Annotated in this window: 15 protein-coding genes; 8 read left to right on the top strand and 7 right to left on the bottom strand. The window is 70.1% G+C overall.

Annotated features, from left to right (window positions below):
- Window position 1 precedes the first annotated feature (1 nt).
- Entirely contained in the window at window positions 2-760 is a 759-nt protein-coding gene (locus QSJ40_RS08730; RefSeq protein WP_235444547.1) for a GntR family transcriptional regulator, read from the top strand.
- Between the two features lie 22 nt (window positions 761-782).
- On the opposite strand, the gene QSJ40_RS08725 is transcribed toward QSJ40_RS08730, so the two are convergent.
- The gene (locus QSJ40_RS08725; protein WP_239546515.1) at window positions 783-1,670 is read right to left on the bottom strand and encodes a LysR family transcriptional regulator; all 888 of its coding nucleotides are present in this window, start codon (window positions 1,668-1,670) and stop codon (window positions 783-785) included.
- 121 nt (window positions 1,671-1,791) lie between these two features.
- Here QSJ40_RS08725 and mmsB point away from each other — a divergent pair, with 121 nt between their 5' ends.
- The 4 genes from mmsB to QSJ40_RS08705 are packed head-to-tail and all read left to right on the top strand — an operon-like array spanning window position 1,792 to window position 6,781.
- Window positions 1,792-2,703 (top strand): 3-hydroxyisobutyrate dehydrogenase, encoded by a 912-nt coding sequence (gene mmsB, locus QSJ40_RS08720; protein WP_204782536.1) that lies wholly within the window; start codon window positions 1,792-1,794, stop codon window positions 2,701-2,703.
- Window positions 2,704-2,748: 45 nt separating this feature from the next.
- Window positions 2,749-4,248 (top strand): CoA-acylating methylmalonate-semialdehyde dehydrogenase, encoded by a 1,500-nt coding sequence (locus QSJ40_RS08715; RefSeq protein ID WP_278856024.1) that lies wholly within the window; start codon window positions 2,749-2,751, stop codon window positions 4,246-4,248.
- 48 nt (window positions 4,249-4,296) lie between these two features.
- Window positions 4,297-5,811 carry a GntP family permease gene (locus QSJ40_RS08710; protein ID WP_239546513.1) on the top strand — a complete coding sequence of 505 codons (1,515 nt, stop codon included), beginning with the start codon at window positions 4,297-4,299 and terminating at the stop codon, window positions 5,809-5,811.
- Between the two features lie 37 nt (window positions 5,812-5,848).
- Window positions 5,849-6,781 (top strand): patatin-like phospholipase family protein, encoded by a 933-nt coding sequence (locus tag QSJ40_RS08705; protein WP_285730284.1) that lies wholly within the window; start codon window positions 5,849-5,851, stop codon window positions 6,779-6,781.
- Window positions 6,782-6,800: 19 nt separating this feature from the next.
- Here QSJ40_RS08705 and QSJ40_RS08700 read toward each other — a convergent pair whose 3' ends face one another.
- Window positions 6,801-7,535: a Crp/Fnr family transcriptional regulator gene (locus tag QSJ40_RS08700; protein WP_024289424.1), complete on the bottom strand. Its 735-nt coding sequence runs from the start codon at window positions 7,533-7,535 to the stop codon at window positions 6,801-6,803.
- 56 nt (window positions 7,536-7,591) lie between these two features.
- On the opposite strand from QSJ40_RS08700, the gene QSJ40_RS08695 reads away from it, so the two are divergent.
- Both QSJ40_RS08695 and QSJ40_RS08690 read left to right on the top strand, forming a co-directional pair.
- On the top strand, window positions 7,592-8,260 hold the full coding sequence (locus QSJ40_RS08695; protein WP_285730281.1) for a DUF1801 domain-containing protein: 669 nt from the start codon (window positions 7,592-7,594) through the stop codon (window positions 8,258-8,260).
- Window positions 8,261-9,550, top strand: a complete 1,290-nt coding sequence (locus QSJ40_RS08690) for an MFS transporter (RefSeq protein ID WP_285730279.1) — start codon at window positions 8,261-8,263, stop codon at window positions 9,548-9,550.
- Between the two features lie 174 nt (window positions 9,551-9,724).
- On the opposite strand, the gene QSJ40_RS08685 is transcribed toward QSJ40_RS08690, so the two are convergent.
- Together QSJ40_RS08685 and QSJ40_RS08680 are read right to left on the bottom strand one after the other, a co-directional pair.
- Window positions 9,725-11,719, bottom strand: a complete 1,995-nt coding sequence (locus tag QSJ40_RS08685) for an alpha-amylase family protein (protein ID WP_285730277.1) — start codon at window positions 11,717-11,719, stop codon at window positions 9,725-9,727.
- A gap of 48 nt (window positions 11,720-11,767) precedes the next feature.
- Window positions 11,768-12,091: a hypothetical protein gene (locus tag QSJ40_RS08680; RefSeq protein WP_204782530.1), complete on the bottom strand. Its 324-nt coding sequence runs from the start codon at window positions 12,089-12,091 to the stop codon at window positions 11,768-11,770.
- Window positions 12,092-12,243: 152 nt separating this feature from the next.
- On the opposite strand from QSJ40_RS08680, the gene QSJ40_RS08675 reads away from it, so the two are divergent.
- Window positions 12,244-15,102, top strand: coding sequence for an FAD-binding and (Fe-S)-binding domain-containing protein (locus QSJ40_RS08675; RefSeq protein ID WP_285730273.1), 2,859 nt, complete (start codon window positions 12,244-12,246; stop codon window positions 15,100-15,102).
- A 63-nt stretch (window positions 15,103-15,165) separates the two neighbouring features.
- On the opposite strand, the gene QSJ40_RS08670 is transcribed toward QSJ40_RS08675, so the two are convergent.
- From QSJ40_RS08670 to QSJ40_RS08660, 3 genes are all read right to left on the bottom strand, one after another.
- The gene (locus QSJ40_RS08670) at window positions 15,166-16,623 is read right to left on the bottom strand and encodes an MDR family MFS transporter (RefSeq protein ID WP_006215385.1); all 1,458 of its coding nucleotides are present in this window, start codon (window positions 16,621-16,623) and stop codon (window positions 15,166-15,168) included.
- A 275-nt stretch (window positions 16,624-16,898) separates the two neighbouring features.
- Complete coding sequence (locus QSJ40_RS08665; protein ID WP_006215384.1) at window positions 16,899-17,468, bottom strand: Dps family protein; 570 nt, start codon at window positions 17,466-17,468, stop codon at window positions 16,899-16,901.
- 208 nt (window positions 17,469-17,676) lie between these two features.
- Window positions 17,677-20,139 (bottom strand): MMPL family transporter, encoded by a 2,463-nt coding sequence (locus QSJ40_RS08660; protein WP_285730270.1) that lies wholly within the window; start codon window positions 20,137-20,139, stop codon window positions 17,677-17,679.
- Between the last annotated feature and the right edge of the window lie 46 nt (window positions 20,140-20,185).

Genomic DNA, 20,185 nt, shown 5'->3' with positions numbered 1-20,185 from the left:
CGTGACCGCTCCGGACGCGCAGTCGCTGCCGCAACGGCAGGCGTCGCCGCCTTCGTCGCAGGACCAGGCCCCGGCGGCCAAGCACGAGCGCCTGCGTGCGGAGCTGGCGCGCCTGATCACGCAGGAACTCTCCCCCGGCGATCAGCTGCCCGGGGAGCGGCGACTCGAGCAGGAGCACGGAGTCTCGCGCATCACCGTGCGGCACGCGATCGCCGAGCTCGTGCGCGACGGGCTGCTGGTGCGCGAGCACGGACGCGGCACCTTCGTGGCCCCGTCCCCTGCCCGCTCTCGGCTGCATCTGGCCTCCTTCCACGAGGACATGCGCACCGCAGGGCTCGCGCCCTCGACCGTGCCGGTCCTGCTCAGCCAAGAGGACGCTCCGCCGACCGCCGCCGCGCACCTCGGTGCCGCGCGGGCCCTGAGGATCCGGCGTCTGCGCCTGGGCAACGGCACCCCCGTCAGCGTCGACGACTGCTGGGTGCCCGAGGGTGTGCTGCCGATGGAGACGGACTGGTCCGCCTCGCTCTACGGCATGCTCGCCGAGACCGGAGTCGGGATCACCCGTGCAGAGCAGACGGTGCAGGCCGCCGGCGCGTCCCCGGAGGACGCCCAGCTGCTGGACATCGCCCCCGGGGCGCCCGTTCTGGTGTTCCACCGCCGCTCCTTCAGCCTGGGCGCGGACGGCGAGATCCCCATCGAGTACTCGATCTCCGTCTACCGCGGCGACCGCTACCAGCTGTCCATGGAGGTCACGGGTTGAGCATGCGCGTGCGGCCCCAACCTCATCCCGTCGTCGGCCGGTCGCCGCGCAGCGCGACGTAGGCCTGTTGGACGAGCGGATTGCGCACCGCCTCCTGGCGGCCGACCGCCCAGTAGGAAAGCCGCCACGAGAACTCGTCAGGCAGCACCCGCATGAGCCGCGGCTCATCGGCCACGGCGAAGTCCGGCAGCAGGCCGATGCCGGAGCCTGTCAGCGTGGCCGCCAAGTGCGAGTGGACGCTCGTGGAGGCGATTCCGCGAGGCATGGGCGGCAACCGTTCCGTGGCCCTGTCCAGGTCGTCGATCGCGAGCATGGACTCGACGTAGTAGTTCAGACGGTGCTCACCCAGATCCACCAGTGACCGTGGGGTACCCGAGCGCTGGAGGTAGGAGCGCGTGGCGTAGAGGTTCAGCGAGTAGTCCCGCAGCCACGAGGCTTCGGCGCGGTGCACGTGAGGCCGGCCCACCACCACTTCCAGGTCCAGGCCCGTGCGGTACTGCCGAGCCCGCTGCGTCGCGCTCACCAGCTCCACGCTGACGTCGGGATGGTCATTCTGCAGCTGCGCCAGTGCGGGGGTGGCCAGCCACGAGGCAAAGGCCTCCGGAGCACTCACGCGAACCATTCCTGTGAGGCGACCAGACGACGAATCCGCGGCCAGCTCCGCGAGCGCTTCCTCGATCCGCTCCGCGGCCCCCAGTGCCTGCCGCCCCTGCTCCGTGACTTCCCAGCCCCCTTGAGTGCGCACCAGCAAGCGCCCGCCCAGAGAGGTCTCAAGGGCCGCGATCCGACGGGAGATGGTCGAATGGTTCACCCCGATCGACTCGGCTGCGGCGGTCAACCGCCCCAGTCGCGCCACAGCCAGGAAGGCCACGATCCCGTCCAGATGCTGAGCCGCGCCATCCCACTTCATGACGACAGTGTGCATATACGCACACACCAAGTGCAATTCTGCCTGGCAGAACCTCATTGTCCGCACAGAAGTGGATCTTTAACGTGATCTGGGACACATCACGGCGAAGGAGTGGATCACGATGAGCATCTACGCATGGATCGGCCTCGGGAACATGGGCGGTCCCATGTCCAGCAATCTCGTCAAGGCAGGGCACACCGTGCGCGGCTTCGACCTGGACCAGAAGGTCCTGGCACGCGCCGAGGCCGAAGGGGTGCAGCCCGTCGGCAGCATCGCCGAGGCCGTCGATGGCGTCGACGCTGTCTTCACGATGCTCCCCAAAGGCGCGCACGTCCGCGAGGCCTATGACGGCGACGACGGAATCTGGGCTCACGCCAGCACCGACACCCTCCTGATCGACAGCTCGACCGTCGACATCGAGACCTCGCGCTTCACCCACGACGAGTCCGAGAAGCGCGGCTTCGCATTCGTGGACGCCCCGGTCTCAGGCGGCATCTCGGGCGCGGCCGCCGGCACCCTCGGCTTCATGCTCGGCGGCTCCCCCGAGAACGTCGAGCGGGCCACCGGGCACATCGAGCCCATGAGTGGCAAGACCATTGCCGCGGGTGGGCCCACCAATGGCACTGCGGCCAAGATCTGCAACAACATGATGCTGTTCATCAACGTCATCGCCGCAGCCGAGGGCTCCCAGTTGGCCGAACGCATGGGATTGGATCCGAAGGTCTTCTGGGACATCGTCTCGGCTTCCTCCGGATGCTCATGGGCACAGCAGACCTGGTATCCGGTGCCCGGTGTGGTGGACTCCGCAGCCGCGAACAACGACTACGCCGCGACCTTCCGCGCCGACCTGGCCCTGAAGGACATCACCCTGGCCCTGGACGCCGGCGAGCTCACGGAACTGAATCTGCCAGGCGCGAAGCTGGCCCAGAGCCAGTTCCAGCAGCTCATGGACGAGGGCCTGGGCGATATGGACTGCACCCTGATCACCAAGTTCGTCTCCCCAGACGGCTCTGCCCCGGGCTACTCCGGCTGACCCTGAACGACAACCACATCCGAGTCACCGCAGAGAGGCAGACACATGACTGAGACACAGACGCTCCCCGTGATCGGGCACTTCCTCGACGGCCGCGTGCTGGAGGACTCCGCTCGCCGCAGTCCCGTCTTCGATCCGGCCACAGGAGTGCATCAGAAGGACGTCGCGCTCGCCGATCCTGCCCTGGTGGATCAGGCCGTGCGCAGCGCAGCAGAAGCCCAGCGCGCATGGCGCCGGGTGGGCCTGGGCAAGCGCAGCCAGGTCATCTTCAAGGCCCGTCAGATCCTGCTGGCGCGCCAGGGGGAGTTGGCCGCAGCCATCACCTCCGAGCACGGCAAAGTGCTCTCGGACGCCGCCGGTGAGATCTCCCGCGGTCTCGAGAACGTCGACTTCTGCACCGGACTGATGCATCACCTGAAGGGCGAATACGCGGAGCAGGTGTCCACCGGGATCGATGTCCACCAGGTCCGCCAGCCTGTAGGGGTCGTCGCCTGCATCACCCCTTTCAACTTTCCCGCGATGATCCCGCTGTGGATGGCCACTACAGCCCTGGCCGCCGGCAACGCGGTGGTCCTCAAGCCCTCGGAGCGTGACCCCTCGGTCTCGCTGCTGATCGCCCAGGCCTTCAAGGACGCCGGTCTGCCCGACGGCCTGCTCAACGTCGTGCAGGGGGACCGCGTGGCCGTCGATGAGCTGATCACCCATCCGCAGATCGAAGCGATCTCATTCGTCGGCTCGACCCCGATCGCCCAGTCGATCTATGTGAAGGCCGCCGAGCAGGGCAAGCGCGTCCAGGCCCTGGGCGGGGCCAAGAACCACATGGTCGTCATGCCCGACGCCCACCTCGATTCCGCCGCTGATGCCGCGGTCTCGGCCGCCTACGGATCCGCTGGCGAGCGCTGCATGGCTGTGTCTGTGGTGGTCGCAGTCGGCAGCATCGCCGATGACCTGGTGCAGAAGATCCGCGAACGCGCCGAGAAGCTCACGATCGGCCCAGGCACAGACTCCTCTTCGGAGATGGGCCCGCTGGTCTCCGCCGAGGCCCTTGAGCGAGTGACGGGCTATGTGGCACGTGCCGCCGACGAGGGCGCGGAAGTCGTCCTCGACGGCCGCGACCAGCAGTTCGAAGGCGGCGGATACTTCACCGGCGTCTCGCTGCTGGACCACGTGCGCCCGGGCATGAAGGTCTATGACGACGAGATCTTCGGCCCGGTGCTGTGCGTCGTGCGGGTCGAGAACTACGACGAGGCCGTCGAATTGATCAATTCCAGCCGCTTCGCTAACGGCACTGCCTTGTTCACCCGCGACGGCAAGACCGCCCGCGAGTTCGAATTCGACATCGAGGTCGGAATGGTCGGGGTCAACGTCCCGATCCCGGTGCCGGTGGGCGCGTTCAGCTTCGGCGGGTGGAAGGACTCGCTGTTCGGCGACACCCACATGTACGGCCCGGAGGGCTTCAACTTCTACACGCGACGCAAGGTCGTCTCGACCAGGTGGCCGGAGCCCAGCGAGTCGCAGATCGACCTGGGATTCCCCACGAACTGACCGCGCGCGTCGGCGCGAGCCGCCGCCAGCGCCCCGAGCATGCACCTCATGCCCGGGGGCCCGGCGGCGGCTCGTCGTCCCGCCGCCGTAGCGAGCCTGAAGAAGCAGGAGAACACCATGGTCCTCGGGATTATCGGGATCCTCGTATCCCTAGCGCTGCTCATCACGCTGGCCTACCGGGGCGTGACGGTCGTGATCGCCGCGCCCACCGCCGCGATCGTGGCCATGCTGTTCTCGCAGGCCCCGCTGCTGGCCTCATACACCGAGATCTTCATGCCAGCGCTCGGCGGCTTCATCACCAGCTACTTCCCCATGTTCCTCACGGGGGCCATCTTCGGCAAGCTGATGACGATGTCGGGCTACGCCACCGACATCGCGCAGACCATGACCCGCCGTCTGGGCTCACGTCAGGCCATGCTGACGACCGTGCTCACCACGGGTCTGCTGACCTACGGCGGCATCAGCGTGTTCGTCGTGGTGTTCGTGATGTTCCCACTGGCCCGCGAGCTGTTCCGCGAGGCCGACATCCCCCGACGACTGCTGCCCGCCACGATCGCCCACGGCATGCTCACCTTCACCATGACGGCGCTGCCCGGCTCGCCCCAGGTGCAGAACATCATCCCTGCGCAGGCTTTCCAGACCACGTCGTTCGCTGCACCACTGATCGGCGTCATCGGCGGTACCGCGATCTTCGCGCTCGGCATGGTCTGGCTCGAGTACCGCAAGCGCCGCCTCATGGGCGCAGGGGAGAGCTTCGCGGATCTCACCGCTCTGGAGCGGCGCAGCGGGGCCGACGCAGACGTCAGCACACAGGCCCAGTCGGTCGTGATGTCCGGCAGCCCGTCGCGCGGCTCAGAGTCCCTGACGCCGCCGAACCACGTCGTCCCCTTCATCCCCGTGCTGCTGGTCTTCGCCGTGAACTTCGGCTGCACGATCCTGCTGTTCCCCGCCCTGGACTGGGGCTACCTGCAGGAGGAGCGCTTCGGCGGCGTCACCGTCGACGAGCGCGCCGGGGTCTGGGCCGTGCTCATCGCTCTGTTCCTGGCGGCTGTGAGCATCCTGGTGCTCAGTCTCAAGGACGCCAAGTGGCTGGTGGGTGGGGTCGCCGACGGCGCCCGCAACGCCCTGCTGCCCATCTTCAACACAGCCTCCGAAGTGGGCTACGGCGCCGTGATCGCTTCCCTGGGTGCGTTCGCGCTGGTGCGGGACGGCATCTTCGGGATCTCAGACAGCGCCCTGGTCTCCTCCGCAGTCTCCACCTCGGTGATCGCCGGCGTGACTGGGTCGGCATCTGGCGGCATGACGATCGCGCTGAACGCGTTCGGCGAAGACCTGGCGCAGCAGGCGGCCGAGCAGGGCATCAGCCTTGAGATCATGCACCGCATCACCGCCATGGCCTCTGGCGGGCTCGACTCCATGCCGCACAATGGCGCAGTGATCACCCTGCTGATGGTCTGCGGGATGACGCACCGCGAGTCCTACAAGGATGTCGGTGTGATCACCCTGGTCATTCCGGTGCTGGTCACCGCCGCCCTGATCGCCGCGTACCTCACGTTCGCCTGAATCCGGACTGCCGGCGGAGCTGACTAGGCTCTTGGCCATGGAAACGGAAGGCCAGGACACCGATCCGCAGGCCCAGACGAGGCCTGCGCCCCTGACCAGCAACGTCAAGGACGTCGCTCTCGTCTTCGAGGGCGGGGGCATGCGCGGCAGCTACACGGCCGGAGTGGTCACCACGCTGCTCAGCGCGGGCATCCACATCGACTACGTCTGCGGGATCTCCGCCGGGGCCAGCCACACCGCGCATTACCTGTCCCGGGACATGTGGCGGGCGCGCCGGTCCTTCGTGGAGTTCTCGCAGGAGCCGGACTTCGGGAACCTCTCCACCTTCGCCCGCGGCCACGGGCTGCTGAACTCCCAGTTCATCTACGAGGATGCGGCCGGACCGGGCGGTCCTCTGCCCTTCGACTACCAGACCTATCTGGCCAACCCTGCGTCCTTCCGGATCGGGACGTTCAACGCCTCGAAGGGCACCATGCACTACGTCGGACGGGAGGCGATCCGCAGCGAGCTGGATCTGATGCGCCTGGCGCGGGCGTCGTCGTCCATGCCGCTGGTGATGCCGCCGGTCGAGCGCGACGGCGACCTCTACTACGACGGCGCGATCGGCCCCTCCGGCGGCATCCCGCTGGATGCCGCGCAGGTCGACGGCTACACCAAGTTCCTGATCGTGCTGAGCCAGGAGCGCGGCTTCACCAAGGCGGCCGAGCGCTTCAGCGCCGTGATTCGCCGTCGGTTCCGTGACCTGCCGGCCGTCGTGGAGGCGCTCGAGGCCCGCGCGGAGAACTACAACCGCATGCGCGAGCAGGTCTTCGACCTCGAGGCCTCGGGCGATGCCATGGTCTTCGTCCCGGACCACATGCCGGTCTCCAACGGCGAGCGCCGCCTGCCCCGGCTGCAGGCCTCCTACGCCGCCGGCTACCTGCAGGCGCAGCGCGAGCTGCCGTCCTGGCGGGATTTCCTGGGCGTGTGAGACCCGGGGCCCCGGAGGATCAGGCGCGCAGCATGCCCGCGATGTCCATGACGACCATCCGCCGACCGGGCCCCACACGCAGCAGGCCCTCGTCCGACAGCGCCCGCAGCCTCCGGGAGATGGTTTCGGGAGTGGTGCCCAGCAGCTGGGCGAGGTCCCGCTTGCTGATCGGGAGGTCGAACGGCACGCCCTCAACCCCGTCGGCGGCACCGGCCAGGTACTCGCCCAGACGGTGACCCACCGTGGTGCCCACGAGCTCGCTGAGCCGCGCCTCGGTGTCCTCGAGCCGGGCGGTCACTGCATCGAGCAGGCTCAGCGCGAGCTGCGGGGTCTCCTCGAGCCACTGCTGGACGTCCAGGCGCGAGAGCGTGCAGACCTGGGAGACCGTCATGGCCGTGGCCTCCCGCGGGGCGGGCCGTCCGGTGAGCACCGAGTGCTCGCCCATGAACTCCCCCGGCCCCAGGATCCGCAGCAGCCGCTGGGTGCCGTCCTCGGCCAGCAGGCACTGTTTGACCTGCCCGGAGTGGACGATCTGCAGCGCGGGCATGCCGCCCTGCTGCTGGACCACCTCGCCCTTGGGTACCAGGCGGGTCGTGGCGCGGGCGGCGATCCGACGCCGATCCTCCTCAGGCAGCCCCCGGAAGATGGGCACCCGGCTGACGCAGGCCAGACGGTGATCGGGATCCATCCGCACGCGCCCGGAGGCATCGACCCGGGCCTGATCACCCTGGCAGCAGCGGCAGCTCGCGGACATCTCATCCTCTTTCGGCTCAGGACGGCGGGACTCCCATTCTCCCGTACGCTCGGGCCATGATCACTCCCCTGGACAGGATCGGCGGCCTCGTCGCGCCCGCTCGCCGCGCCCTGGAATCCGCGGGGCATACGAGCCTCGAGTCCCTTGACGGTGCGGATCACGACGACCTGCTGGCGCTGCACGGCGTGGGCGCCCGCGCTCTGGAGCGGCTGCAGGCCGCCCTCGAGGAGCGGGGGATGTCGCTGGGCGGGGACGTTCCCGAACCGCAGCCCCGCGACGCCGTGGTCACCGCAGGACACACCGGGGAGGGTGCTGCCGACCTCAAGACGCACCCCACCGACGTCAGCCCGGCGGGGTTCATCGACGGGCTGTCTCCGCAGCGCCGCGTCGACGACGGCCGCGCCCTGCTCGAGCTCTTCGACCGAGTCACAGAGCAGCCGGCGGTCATGTGGGGACCGTCGATGATCGGCTACGGGGAAATCCACTACCGCTATGCGACCGGACGCGAGGGCGACACCTTCCGGGTGGGCTTCAGCCCGCGGAAGTCGGCCGTGAGCCTGTACGGGCTGCAAGGCCATCCCCGCTCCGAGGAGCTGCTGGGGCGGCTCGGCAAGCACCGCACCGCGGTGTCCTGCGTGTACGTGAACAAGCTCGCCGACATCGATCTGGACGTCCTGGAGCAGCTGGTGCGCCATGCCTGGACGTCTGCACCCAGGAGCTGCTGAATGCCGTCGTCGCCCCCTTCGATCCCGGAGCCCGAGCGCCACGACGAGACGCCGTTCGAGGACGCTGCGACGGTCCAGCCGGCGGCGGGGCCGTCGCCGGCTGCGCTGTCCCTGACGCTGCTGGTGCTGGCCGCGGCCGCCGTCTCCCTGAACCTGCGCCCCATCGCGACATCGATCGGTCCCGTGCTGGAGGAGATCCAGAGCGGCCTGGGCGCCTCCTCCGCCGTCGCCGGCATCCTGACGGCGCTTCCCGGGCTGATCTTCGGCCTCGCCGGTCTCACTGCGGTGGGCGTGGCGCGGCGCTTCGGGCTCGTGGGGACCATCTGCGGCGGGCTGGTGCTGGTGGGCGCGGCGGGCCTGGTGCGCTCCGTGACCGACTCCGCGGCGGTCTTCCTGGTGGTCACCGCCCTGGCTCTGGCGGGCATGGGCCTGGGCAACGTGCTCGTGCCGGCCGTCATCAAGCGCTACTCAGGAGACCGCACCGCAACTGTGACGTCCGTGTACACCGTCGTACTCGGCCTCGGCTCGGCGTTGCCGATGTTCGCGACCGCTCCCCTGCTGACCCTGGGGGCCGAGGGAGCCGGGTGGCGCTATGCGCTGGGCACCTGGGCCGTGGTGGCCCTGATCGCCGCGGTGATCTGGGCCGTCATGCTGCTGCGTGTGCGCGGCCGGGATCAGGGGGTCGGCGAGCGCGCCACCGGTCTGCCGATCCACCGCTCCCGAACCGCCGTGGCGCTGTGCGCCTTCTTCGGCCTGCAGTCCATGAACGCCTACGTCCAGTTCGGCTGGCTCGCGCAGATCTACCGCGACGCCGGGATCTCCGCGGGCACGGCGGCCCTGCTGGTGGGCACCATGTCGCTGTTCGGCATCCCGGGCGGGCTACTCATGCCGCAGATCGCCGCTCGCTCGCAGCGGATCACCGCGTGGACCACCGCTCTGGGCCTGTGCATGCTCAGCGGCTGGCTCGGGCTCCTGCTCGCCCCGGCCGCGGGGATGATCGCCTGGGTCCTGCTGCTGGGGGTCGGCCAGTTCACGTTCCCCCTGGCGCTGTCGCTGATCGTCACGCGCTCGGGCACCCCGGAGACCACGGCTCGGCTCTCGGGATTCGCCCAGCCGGTGGGCTACCTGTTCGCGGCGGCCGGTCCGTTCGTGGTGGGGCTGCTGCGCGAAGTCACCGGCGGCTGGACCGCTCCCCTGGCGCTGCTCATCACCAGCGCCGTGCTGCTGATGGGCGCGGGGCTCATGCTGGGCGGCAACCACACGGTCGATCAGGACCTCGCCGACGCCTGAGGCCGACTGCCCCCCCCCTGGCCCGCCGTCGAGGCCGCACGCGCGCAGTCGATCAGCGCTGATCAGCTGCGTAGGCGCGGCCTCGACCAGAGGGCCGCTTCGAGGCCGCACATCAGACGCCCGTCAGCGCTGATCAGCTGCCCTGGTGCGGCCTCGACCGGGGCGGGCGGTGCCTCAGCGGGCGCGCACCCTCAGCCACAGGGTCTCCAGCGGGCCGACCTCCAGGCCCTGCGAGAGATCGAGCGCCGTGTCCTGCTCGGCCAGCAGCGAGGTCGCCTCCGGCTCGAAGCCCGACAGCGTCAGGGCCTCGACCCGCACCGACTCCTCGGAGACGTTGGCCAGGCAGAGGATCACCGACGGGCGCCCCTCCGGATCCAGACCCGGGCGCTGATACGCGACCAGGTGCTCGCTGCCGGCGTCGAAGCCGATCAGATCCGCGCCGTCGAGCTCCGGGGTCGCCGCACGCACGGCCAGCATCTGCCGCAGCCCCGCATAGACCTGCCCGGGGACGCTCGAGCGGTCCAGCCGCTGCTCGAACGCCGCCTCCGGGAAGCGCGGGCGGTGGGCCCACCGGGCGTCGCCGGCCTGATCGGGGTCCTGCGCCCAGTCCTCGTCGTTGGTCTGCGCCAGTTCGTCGCCCAGGTAGATCAGCGGCAGCCCGCCGGTCGAGAACGCGATGCCGTGGGCCAGCAGCACGCGGCGCACGCCGAGCTCGGGCTCGGTCGTCGTGCTGGCCAGCGAGGCCGTGGTGCCGCAGACGCGGGCGTCGCCGGTGCGGGGGTTGTACTGGAACGCGACGCCGTCGGCGAAGGAGCCCTCGAAGCGGCCCGTGTAGAAGTCGTTGAGGAAACGACGGTGCCCGTAGCCGTCGATCCCGTGGCGAGCGGCGTCCTCGTCGGAGAAGGTCCAGCCGATGTCGTCGTGGCTGCGGACGTAGTTGACCCACGCGGTCCCGGCGGGCAGCTCGTGGCGCTCGGCCAGGGCGTCGTCGAGCAGCGTGGCCTTCCGCGTGGCCAGCGCCTCCCAGGTCAGCGCCATCTGCAGGGGGTTGTAGGAGATCTGGCACTCGTCGGGGTGGACGTACTGCACGACCTCGTCCGGGTGCACGATGGCCTCGGACTTGAAGATCGTGGCCGGGGCGGCGATGCGGCAGACGCGGTTGAGTACCTGCACGATCCAGTGCGCCTGCGGCAGCGACTCGCAGGTGGTGCCGAGCTGCTTCCACAGGAACGCGACCGCATCCAGGCGCAGCACCTCCGCCCCCTGGTTGGCCAGGAAGAGCATCTCCTGGGCCATGAGCGCCAGCACGCGCGGATTGGTCCAGTTCAGATCCCACTGGAAGTCGTGGAACGTGGTCCACACCCAGCGGGGGTCATCGGCGGCCACGGGTGTGAAGGAGCCGGGATGGTCGTCCGGGAAGATCTCGCGCGTGGTCCGCTCGAAGGCATCCGGCATCTCGCGATCCGGGTAGATCCAGTACAGCTCCTCGAACTCCGGGTCCCCGGCCTTCGCCCGCTGCGCCCACTTGTGGTCACTGGCGGTGTGGTTGAGCACGAAGTCGACCACCAGGCTGATGCCGGCCTCGCGAAGCTCCCCGGCGGTGTCCGCGAGCTCCGCCATGGTCCCCAGATCGGGACGCAGCTCGCGGTACGACGACACCGCATAGCCGCCGTCGCTGTTGCCCGCAGGCACCTTGAAGGGCGGCATGACGTGCAGGTACGTCAGACCGAGCTCGCGCAGGTACGGGATCCGCGAGCGCAGCCCCGCCAGATCGCCGGCCCAGCGGTCGATGTAGCAGACCCCGCCCACCTCCGTGGGACGCAGGTACCACTCGGGATCCTCGCCGCGGGTGTCGTCCACCGCGCGCAGCTCCGCGGGGCGCTGCGCCCACGCGCTGGCCAGCTGCGCTCCCATCTCCACCACGACGACGGCGGCCTTCTCACCCGATCCGTAGGTGCGCCGGAAGAGCTCGAGCAGCGCCGGGAAGTGCTCATCGAAGCGCTCGAGGAACCCGGCGGCCTGCCACGGGGCGACCTTCCGCTCGGCCACGAGCTCGCGCAGCTGCGCGACGGCCCGATTGCGGGCGGCCTCGACGGCCTCGGTCGTGCTCGAGAGATCGCTCAGCTCAGGACGGTCGGACACGACGGATGCGCGGGAATCAGAGGCCATGGCTCCATGCTTCCCTGCCGCGGCCCCCGGAGCAAAGCGGTGACCCGCTCAGTCGCTTCCCCCGCCGCCGTCGCCCCCGCCGGAATCGCCGCCGGAGTCGCCGCCGCCGAACCAGCCGGAGCCGCCGCCCGCATCCGCGCCCGAGTCGCCGAACCAGCCCGAGCCGCTGTCATGGTGCCTGTCGTCGGAGTCCCAGCCCTGGGAGTCCGCGTACGTGGCCCCGCCCAGGGCCGCGCCATCGGCGCCGGAGCCGGGACGTCGGCGCGAGCGGTCGCTGGAGGCGCGCACGATCACCACCACGATGATGAGCACCAGAGCGACGATGACGAGAAGCGCGATGCCCAGGACGACGAGGGGCCCGATCGAGATCATGGCAGGAGCATAGATCCCAGAGGGCTCGGTCGTTCCCGCCGGAATCTCCGCCGACGGAGTCGGCGCCGAGAGTCTCCCCGCCGACGGCCGCGGGTCGTCGAACAGCGACGCAGATCACGCGATCCTCGTGCGAGCGTGGGAGAATCAGTCTCATGAAGTCAACGTTGCCGCTGCCCACCAGACTCGCCTCCCGCGCCCCGCAGGAGCCGCAGGATCCCCTGCTGCGGGATCTCGGCGCTTGGCCGGGCCAGCTCGTGGACTCGCAGCTCGAGCGCCGAGCAGCCGCGCACGACGCCTCCCACTACCTCCTGCAGCCCCGCGCCCTGGTCCGCCCCCACTCGGCCGACGAGCTCGGGTCCCTGCTGCGGATCCTGGAGCGCCACGATGCCGGGCTGACCCTGCGCTCGGGCGGGACGTCGCTGTCGGGGCAGGCCGTGACCGATCAGGTGCTGGTCGATGTCAGGCGGCACTTCCGCGGCATCGAGGTCCTGGACGACGGCGCGCGGGTGCGGGTGCGCCCGGGCAGCACAGTGCGAGAGGCCAACGCGGTGCTGGCCCCGTACGGGCGCAAGCTCGGCCCCGACCCCGCCAGCGAGTCCGCCTGCACCCTGGGCGGGGTCATCGCGGACAACTCCTCGGGCATGCACTGCGGCACGGAGCAGAACACCTACCGCACGCTCGAGTCCATGGTGATGGTGCTGCCCTCGGGCACGGTCCTGGACACCGCGGACCACGACGCCGACCGGCAGCTGCGCGAGGCCGAGCCCGAGCTGCACGAGGGCCTGCTGCGCCTGCGCCGCCGTGTCACGGGTGATGCCGCCTCCACAGCGACCATCGAGCGGCTCTTCGCCATGAAGAACACCATGGGCTACGGCCTCAACGCGTTCCTGGACGAGACCGAGCCGGTGCGGATCCTGCAGCGGCTGATGATCGGCTCGGAGGGCACGCTGGGCTTCGTGGCCGAGGCTGTGCTTCGCACCGTCGAGATCGCCCCTGAGGTCGCCACCGGCCTGCTCGTGTTCCCCACGCTGCTGGAGGCCACCTCCTCGGTGCCCGGGCTCGTGGAGATCGGCTCGGCGACCGTGGAGCTCATGGATGCGACCTCGCTGCGGGTCGCCCAGGCCTCCGGCACCGCACCGCGCCAGATCATGGACATCAACGTGGCCGATCACGCCGCGCTGCTGGTCGAGTACAACGGGTCGAGCCCGGAGGACCTCGCCGAGCGCAGCGGTGCGGCGCGGGAGCACTTCGTCGGCCTGGACCTGTCGGCCGACCCCGGGCTCACCAGCGATGCCGCAGCCCGCGCCGGGCTGTGGACCGTGCGCAAGGGCCTGTACGCCGCCGTCGCCGGGAACCGGCCCTCCGGGGCGAACGCGCTGCTGGAGGACGTCGTGGTCCCGGTGGATCGCCTGGGCGAGACCTGCAACGAGCTCAACCGCCTGTTCGACGCCCACGACTACGAGCAGTCGGTGATCTTCGGCCATGCCAAGGACGGCAACGTCCACTTCATGCTCAACGAGCAGTTCGCAGACACGAACGGGCTGGCGCGCTACGAGCGCTTCACCGACGAGATGGTCGAGCTCATCCTGGACGCCGGAGGCTCACTGAAGGCCGAGCACGGCACCGGGCGGATCATGGCGCCGTTCGTGCGCCGCCAGTACGGCGACGAGCTCTACGAGGTCATGCGCGAGCTCAAGGCCCTCGTGGACCCGCGCGGGGCGTTCAACCCGGGCGTGATCCTCAACGACGATCCCCGCTGCTACCTCCAGGACCTCAAGATCGCTCCCACGGTCGAGGAGGAGGTCGATCGCTGCGTGGAGTGCGGCTACTGCGAGCCGGTGTGCCCGTCGCAGGATCTGACGCTCACGCCGCGCCAGCGCATCGTGGGGCGTCGCGAGATCCGCGACGCCGAGCAGCGCGGGGACAGGGAGCAGGCCGAGGCCCTGCTGCGGGAGTACGCCTACCTGGGGGAGCAGACATGTGCCGTGGACGGCATGTGCTCGACGGCCTGCCCCGTGGACATCGACACCGGCGATCTGGTCCGACGGCTGCGGGCGGAGAGCGCCTCCCGCATCGAGGACCTCGGCTGGGACACGGCGGCGCGTCGATGGGACGTGGGCGTGCGGGCGGCCTCGGGCGCGCTGAGCGCGGCCGACGCCGTTCCCGCCGCTCTGCCCCGCGCGGCCACCGCGGCGGCGCGAGCCGTGCTCGGCTCGGATCGCGTGCCGCTGTACTCGCAGCATCTGCCCGCAGGAGGAGGACCCCGGCCCGAGCCGCAGTCGCCTCCGGAGGCGCAGGCCGTGCTCTTCGCCGCCTGCGTGTCCTCCATGTTCGGCGGCTCCGAGGCCGGCGAGCCGTCGGCGGCCCAGGCGCTGCTGCGGCTGTGCGAGAGGGCAGGGGTGCCGATCGCCGTGCCCGAGGGACTGGCCTCGACCTGCTGCGGGACGCCGTGGAAGTCCAAGGGCATGACCTCGGGCTTCGAGCGGATGACGCGGACCACGCTGCCGATGCTCTGGGAGGCCACGGACCACGGTCGCCTGCCGGTGGTCTGCGATGCGTCGTCGTGCACCGAGGGCCTCGAGGCCATGCAGGCGGCGGCCGGGCCGGACTCCCCCTGGGCCGGTCTGCGCTTCGTGGACTCGGTGGAGTTCGTCGCCCGGGAGGTGCTGCCCGGCCTGCAGGTGCACGAGCGCCTCGGGTCGATGGCGCTGCACCCCACGTGCTCCTCCACCCAGCTCGGGCTCAACGAATCCCTGCGAAAGATCGCCGAGGCCATGGCCGAGGAGGTCGTCGTGCCCCTCGAGTGGCGCTGCTGCGCCTACGCAGGGGACCGGGGGATGCTGCACCCCGAGCTGACCGCCTCGGCCACGCGCCGGGAGGCCGCCGAGGTGGGCGAGCACGGCTTCGACGCCTACGCTTCCCTGAACCGCACCTGCGAGCTCGGGATGACGGAGGCCACCGGCAGGCCGTACCGCCACGTCCTGCAGCACCTCGAGGCCGCCACCCGCTGACGGTGACAGAGACGGAAGGCGCCCGGTCCTCCCGGACCGGGCGCCTTCACGGCAGTGCGCCGATCAGTCCAGGGTCTGGCGCCCCGCGGGGCTCGCCGGCTTGCGCGGGACGACGAACGAGAGCGCCAGCGCCACCAGGGCGATCCCGAAGCCCACCAGGAAGGCCACATGGACGCCGTGCGCCGTGGCCTCCAGCTCCGACTCCCCTCCCCGGACGGCGGCCAGGGTGCCCACGGACATCAGCGTGATGAACAGGGCGCCGCCGGCCGCGCCCGCCACCTGCTGCAGGGTGTTCAGCAGCGCCGAGCCGTGCGAGTAGAGCGGCTGCGGCAGGCTTCCCAGCGCCGAGGTCATCAGCGGCGTGATCAGCAGGGCCAGGCCGCAGGAGATGATCACGTGGGCCATCACGACGGTCCACAGCGGGGTCTCCAGCGCGAGCCGGCTCAGCGTGAACATGCCGAGGCTGAGCAGGATCGTCCCCGGGATGACCAGGACCCGCGCGCCGTGGCGGTCGTAGAGCCGTCCGACGAACGGGGAGAGCAGGCCCATGATCAGACCGCCCGGCAGCATGACCAGCCCAGTGGTCAGCGTGGAGTGGCCCTGCACCGACTGCAGGTAGATGGGCAGGAGGATGATCATCCCGAACAGGCCGCCGAAGGACACGATCATCAGCCCGAGCGAGATCGTGTAGACGCGGTAGGTGAACGGGCGCAGATCCAGCAGGGCGCGATCCTCGCGCTGCAGCGAGCGCTGGCGCAGCACGAACAGCACCAGCGCGATCACGCCGACGACGAAGGCCGGCACCGCCGGGATGGCCGCGTCCGAGGCTCCGATGCCGTTGAGGCCCATGACCAGCCCGCCGAAGCCCAGCACGGACAGCGGCACGGAGATCAGGTCCAGCCCCACCCGTCGCTGCTCCCCCATGGCGGGCATGAGCCACGCGCCCAGGGCCAGGGCGGCCAGTGCGATCGGGAGCATGATCGCGAACAGCCAGCGCCAGCTCAGCGAGTCCAGGATCAGCCCGGAGATCGTGGGGCCCACGGCCGGTGCCACCGAGATCACCACGGAGATCAGCCCCATCACGGAGCCGCGGCGCTCGACCGGGATCACGTTGAGCACGGTGGTCATCAGCAGCGGCAGCATCAGCGCGGTGCCGCAGGCCTGGATCACGCGTCCGACCATGAGCACGGGGAAGCCGGGGGCCAGCATGGCCAGCAGGGTGCCCAGGGTGAACAGGACCATGGCCGCCATGAACACCCGGCGGTGGGCGAAGCGCTGGAGCACGAAACCGGTCGTGGGGATGACCACGGCCATCGTGAGCATGAAGCCTGTGGTCAGCCACTGCGCGGTGGGTGCCGGGATGTCCAGCTCGTCCATGAGATCGGGCAGCGCGACGGAGAGCACCGTCTCGTTGAGGATCACCACGAACGCGGCGGTGATGAGGATGACCAGCAGGGTGCGCACGCGCGCCGGCTCGAGGTCGGGCTGCGCGGGCCGGGGCTCTTCGACAGGGTGCGGCACAGGGATCCTCCAGGGCGGTTGGGCGGGGTTCTCGACGTCCCGGGCCGGTGAGAGCGCACGGGGATGCCGGAGCAGGCTACTTGCCCTGGGATGCTGTACGCACGCAGTGTGAGTGGCGTCCCACTGCGGGCCGCCCGTCCCGGCCGCCCGAGGACCGATGCGCGCAACCCACCCATGCGCAGGGCCCCGACGACCGGGGTCGTCGGGGCCCTGCGCTGGACCTGCTCCTCAGCACCGCGGGGAGCGGCTCGAGCGGGCGGGTCGGATCAGCTCGCTCAGCCGTTGCCGACGGCGCGCTGGGCGGCGTCGTTCTCGGAGGTCGCGCCGCGGGTGGCGAGATCGCCCTCGTCGTTCTCCAGGTGGGCGCGCACGAACCACTGGAAGGCCTCGAGGTTGCCGGTCTGGCTGATCAGCATGTCCTCGGTGACCGGGTCGAGCTCGCCGACCTCGTCGATGGCCTTGCGGTGGGACTCGATGACTCCGCTGTAGACCAGATCGAGGGCGCCGAGGTGCTCCAGCGCACCGGCCCGGCCCACGGAGTAGTCGTCCCAGGTGCGGCCCTGCACCAGCGAGCTGGCGCGGCCGTCCGGGGAGTAGCCCAGCGCGGCGATGCGCTCGGCTATGTCGTCGACGGCCGCGCGGACCTCGTCGACCTGGGGATCCAGCATCTCGTGGACTCCGATGAAGTTGCGGCCCACAACGTTCCAGTGCGCGTGCTTGAGCACGAGCTGAAGGTCGTTGAGGGCCCACAGGCGGTCCTGCAGGATCGTCGCGATGCGGTTGCCCTGCTCAGCGGTCAATCCGGGCAGGGTGTACTTGGCGTTGTTCGGGAATGCCTCAGCCATGGTTCTGCTCCTTCCGTCGCCATCAGCCTGCGCTCCGCGTCTGGCGGAGCCCGATCGATCTGATCAGTCGGCGGATGTCTCCATGCCTCCATGATGGCACCCTTCGGGTGCGTTATCCAGAGCTGTTCACGATAAACAAGAGGCAGAACGAGCGGCGCCCCGGGTCCCCTCGCGGGGGCCCGGGGCGCCGCTCAGCCGAGGGCCCGGCTCACTCGGCTGCGTGCCTGCCCCGCGAGGACCGGGAGGATCCGGCCAGGGCCTGCTCCTCCTCGGCCGCCACGACCTCCCTGGCCAGGCGCTCATCGCGCGAGCCAGGGGCCTCGGCCTGCGGCTTGCCCTGCTGCAGGGACTCGCCCTCCACATCCACGTTCGGCAGGATGCGATCGAGCCAGCGCGGGAACCACCAGGCCTTCTCCCCCAGCAGCGTCATCAGCGCCGGGATGATGGTCATGCGGACCAGGAAGGCGTCGAACAGCACGCCCGTGGCCAGACCGAAGCCCATGGGCCGGATCATCGCCATGTGGGAGAAGATGAAGCCCGCGAAGACCGAGGTCATGATGATCGCCGCCGCGGTCACCACGGCCCGGCCGCCCACCATGCCGCGGACCACCGCGGTCCTCGCCGGATAGCCGTGGACATGGGCCTCTCGCATGCCGGTGACCAGGAACAGCTGGTAGTCCATCGCCAGGCCGAACAGGATGCCGACCATCAGCGTGGGCAGGAAGCTGAGCACCGGGCCGGGCTCAGTGACGTTGAACAGCCAGCTCAGCCAGCCCCACTGGTACACGGCCACGACCGCTCCGAAGGCCGCCAGCAGGGACAGCAGGAAGCCCAGCGAGGCGATCACGGGCACCAGGATCGAGCGGAAGACCAGGATCAGCAGGACCATCGAGATCACCACGACGACCGCCAGGTAGACCGGCAGCGCATCGGAGAGGACCTGGGAGACGTCGATGTTCGCCGCCGTGGTGCCGGCCACGCCGATCGTCGGATCGCCGGCCGACTCCAGGTTCCCGGACAGCCCGCGGATGTCATCCACGAGGGTCTCGGTCGCCTCATCCGACGGACCGCTCTCCGGCACGACCTGCAGCAGCGCCATGCCCGAATCGATATCGATCGGCGAGGGGACCACGGAGGCGACGTCCTCGAGCTCGGAGACCTCCTGGCCGACGGCCAGCTGCAGCTCCTGAGCCGACTGCTCGTCGGCATCCTCGGGCAGATCGGCCACGACCGTCATGGGGCCGTTCTTGCCGGCACCGAAGTCCTCGGCGACGGTCTCGTAGGCCCGGTACTGGGTCGAGTCCTGCGGCTCGGTGGAGCCGTCCGGCAGGCCCAGGCGCATGGAGCCCATGGGGATCGCCAGGATCGCCAGCGCGGCCACTGCCGCCAGGAGCACGGGCAGCGGGCGCCGCACGGCCAGGGGCGTCTTGACGTGCTCGGCCTCATCCACCGTGACATCGCGCTGCGACTTGGGCAGCAGGCGCTTGCCCACCAGCCCGAGCAGGGCAGGAGTCAGGGTCAGCGTGATCAGCACGGCCACCAGCACGGCGAGCGCGGCCACGGCGCCCATGAGCGCCAAGAAGGGGATGCCCGTGACGGACAGGCCGATCAGCGCGATCATCACGGTCATGCCTGCGAAGGCCACGGCCGAGCCGGCAGTGCCCGTGGCCAGGCCGATGGCCTCCGTGACCTCCGTGCCGCGGCGCAGCTCGGTGCGGTAGCGGTTGAGCAGGAACAGGGAGTAGTCGATGCCCACGGCCAGGCCCAGCATCACGCCGAGCATCGGGGTCACCGAGGCCATCTGCACCTGTCCCGACAGCGACAGCGCCAGCATGGTGGAGAAGCCCACGCCCACGAAGGCGGTGAGCACCGGCAGGGCCGCGCCGACCGCGGTGCGCAGCATGATCAGCAGGACCACGACCGCCACGACCACGCCCACGATCTCGCCGGCGCCCATCGCCAACATCTCCTGGGCGATCTCGGTGGAGTAGTCGACCTCCACGCCGTCGACCGGGTGATCCTCGACGGCAGCCATCAGATCGTCCTTGGTGGACTGCTCGATGGACATCTGGTCCTCGTCGAAGTTCACCGTGGCGACCGCGGTGGACCCCTCGGGCGACACGAAGCCGTAGTCGCCCATCATGTCCATGGTGTCCTGGCCGACCTGCAGCTGCTGCTCCTGCTGCGTGACCGACTCGGCTGTGGTGCCCTCGGGCAGCATGCCGGCCTGCACGGCAGCATCGAGACGGCCGCTGTCGCGCAGCTCGATCAGCTGGGGCAGCTGCTCGGCGCCCTGCTCGACCTGGTCGCGCTGATCGTCGAGATCCGCCTGGGCGTCGAACGGGTTCATGGCCGAGGCCATGCCGTCCACGTCCGCCGCGGCATCCAGAGCCTCGCCGATCTCGGTCTTCTGCTCATCCGTGAACTCCGAGCCGTCCTCGGTGCTGAAGACGACCGTTCCCATGCCCTGATTGGCCTCGGGCAGCTCGTCGGCCAGACGGTCGGCCAGCTGCTGGGTCTCGGTGCCCGGGATCTCGAAGGAGTTGGACAGGGTCCCGCTGAACGCCGCGAAGGCGCCCCCGGCGAGGCCCAGCAGGACGAGCCAGGTGATGATCGCCACCCAGGCGCGGGTGGCTGCGCCCCGGCCCAGGCGGTAGAGGAACTTGGCCACTGGCGTGGCTCCCTTCAGGAGACGGTTCCGAGCAGCGACGCCGCCC

This window comes from Kocuria sp. NBRC 114282 (genome assembly GCF_030268385.1).
In the GTDB taxonomy this organism is placed as follows: Bacteria; Actinomycetota; Actinomycetes; order Actinomycetales; family Micrococcaceae; genus Kocuria; species Kocuria palustris.
The sequence above is the reverse complement of the archived record's forward strand: the minus strand, read 5'-3'. Positions and strand labels throughout refer to the sequence as shown.

What these genes read in the sequence shown, in the direction of transcription:
- QSJ40_RS08715 (WP_278856024.1), top strand. Translation starts at nt 2,749, where the DNA reads ATGACTGAGACACAGACGCTCCCCGTGATCGGGCACTTCCTCGACGGC.
- QSJ40_RS08695 (WP_285730281.1), top strand. Translation starts at nt 7,592, where the DNA reads ATGATCACTCCCCTGGACAGGATCGGCGGCCTCGTCGCGCCCGCTCGC.
- QSJ40_RS08690 (WP_285730279.1), top strand. Translation starts at nt 8,261, where the DNA reads ATGCCGTCGTCGCCCCCTTCGATCCCGGAGCCCGAGCGCCACGACGAG.
- mmsB (WP_204782536.1), top strand. Translation starts at nt 1,792, where the DNA reads ATGAGCATCTACGCATGGATCGGCCTCGGGAACATGGGCGGTCCCATG.
- QSJ40_RS08685 (WP_285730277.1), bottom strand. Translation starts at nt 11,719, where the DNA reads ATGGCCTCTGATTCCCGCGCATCCGTCGTGTCCGACCGTCCTGAGCTG.
- QSJ40_RS08700 (WP_024289424.1), bottom strand. Translation starts at nt 7,535, where the DNA reads ATGTCCGCGAGCTGCCGCTGCTGCCAGGGTGATCAGGCCCGGGTCGAT.
- QSJ40_RS08710 (WP_239546513.1), top strand. Translation starts at nt 4,297, where the DNA reads ATGCCCGGGGGCCCGGCGGCGGCTCGTCGTCCCGCCGCCGTAGCGAGC.
- QSJ40_RS08725 (WP_239546515.1), bottom strand. Translation starts at nt 1,670, where the DNA reads ATGAAGTGGGATGGCGCGGCTCAGCATCTGGACGGGATCGTGGCCTTC.
- QSJ40_RS08680 (WP_204782530.1), bottom strand. Translation starts at nt 12,091, where the DNA reads ATGATCTCGATCGGGCCCCTCGTCGTCCTGGGCATCGCGCTTCTCGTC.
- QSJ40_RS08675 (WP_285730273.1), top strand. Translation starts at nt 12,244, where the DNA reads ATGAAGTCAACGTTGCCGCTGCCCACCAGACTCGCCTCCCGCGCCCCG.
- QSJ40_RS08705 (WP_285730284.1), top strand. Translation starts at nt 5,849, where the DNA reads ATGGAAACGGAAGGCCAGGACACCGATCCGCAGGCCCAGACGAGGCCT.
- QSJ40_RS08665 (WP_006215384.1), bottom strand. Translation starts at nt 17,468, where the DNA reads ATGGCTGAGGCATTCCCGAACAACGCCAAGTACACCCTGCCCGGATTG.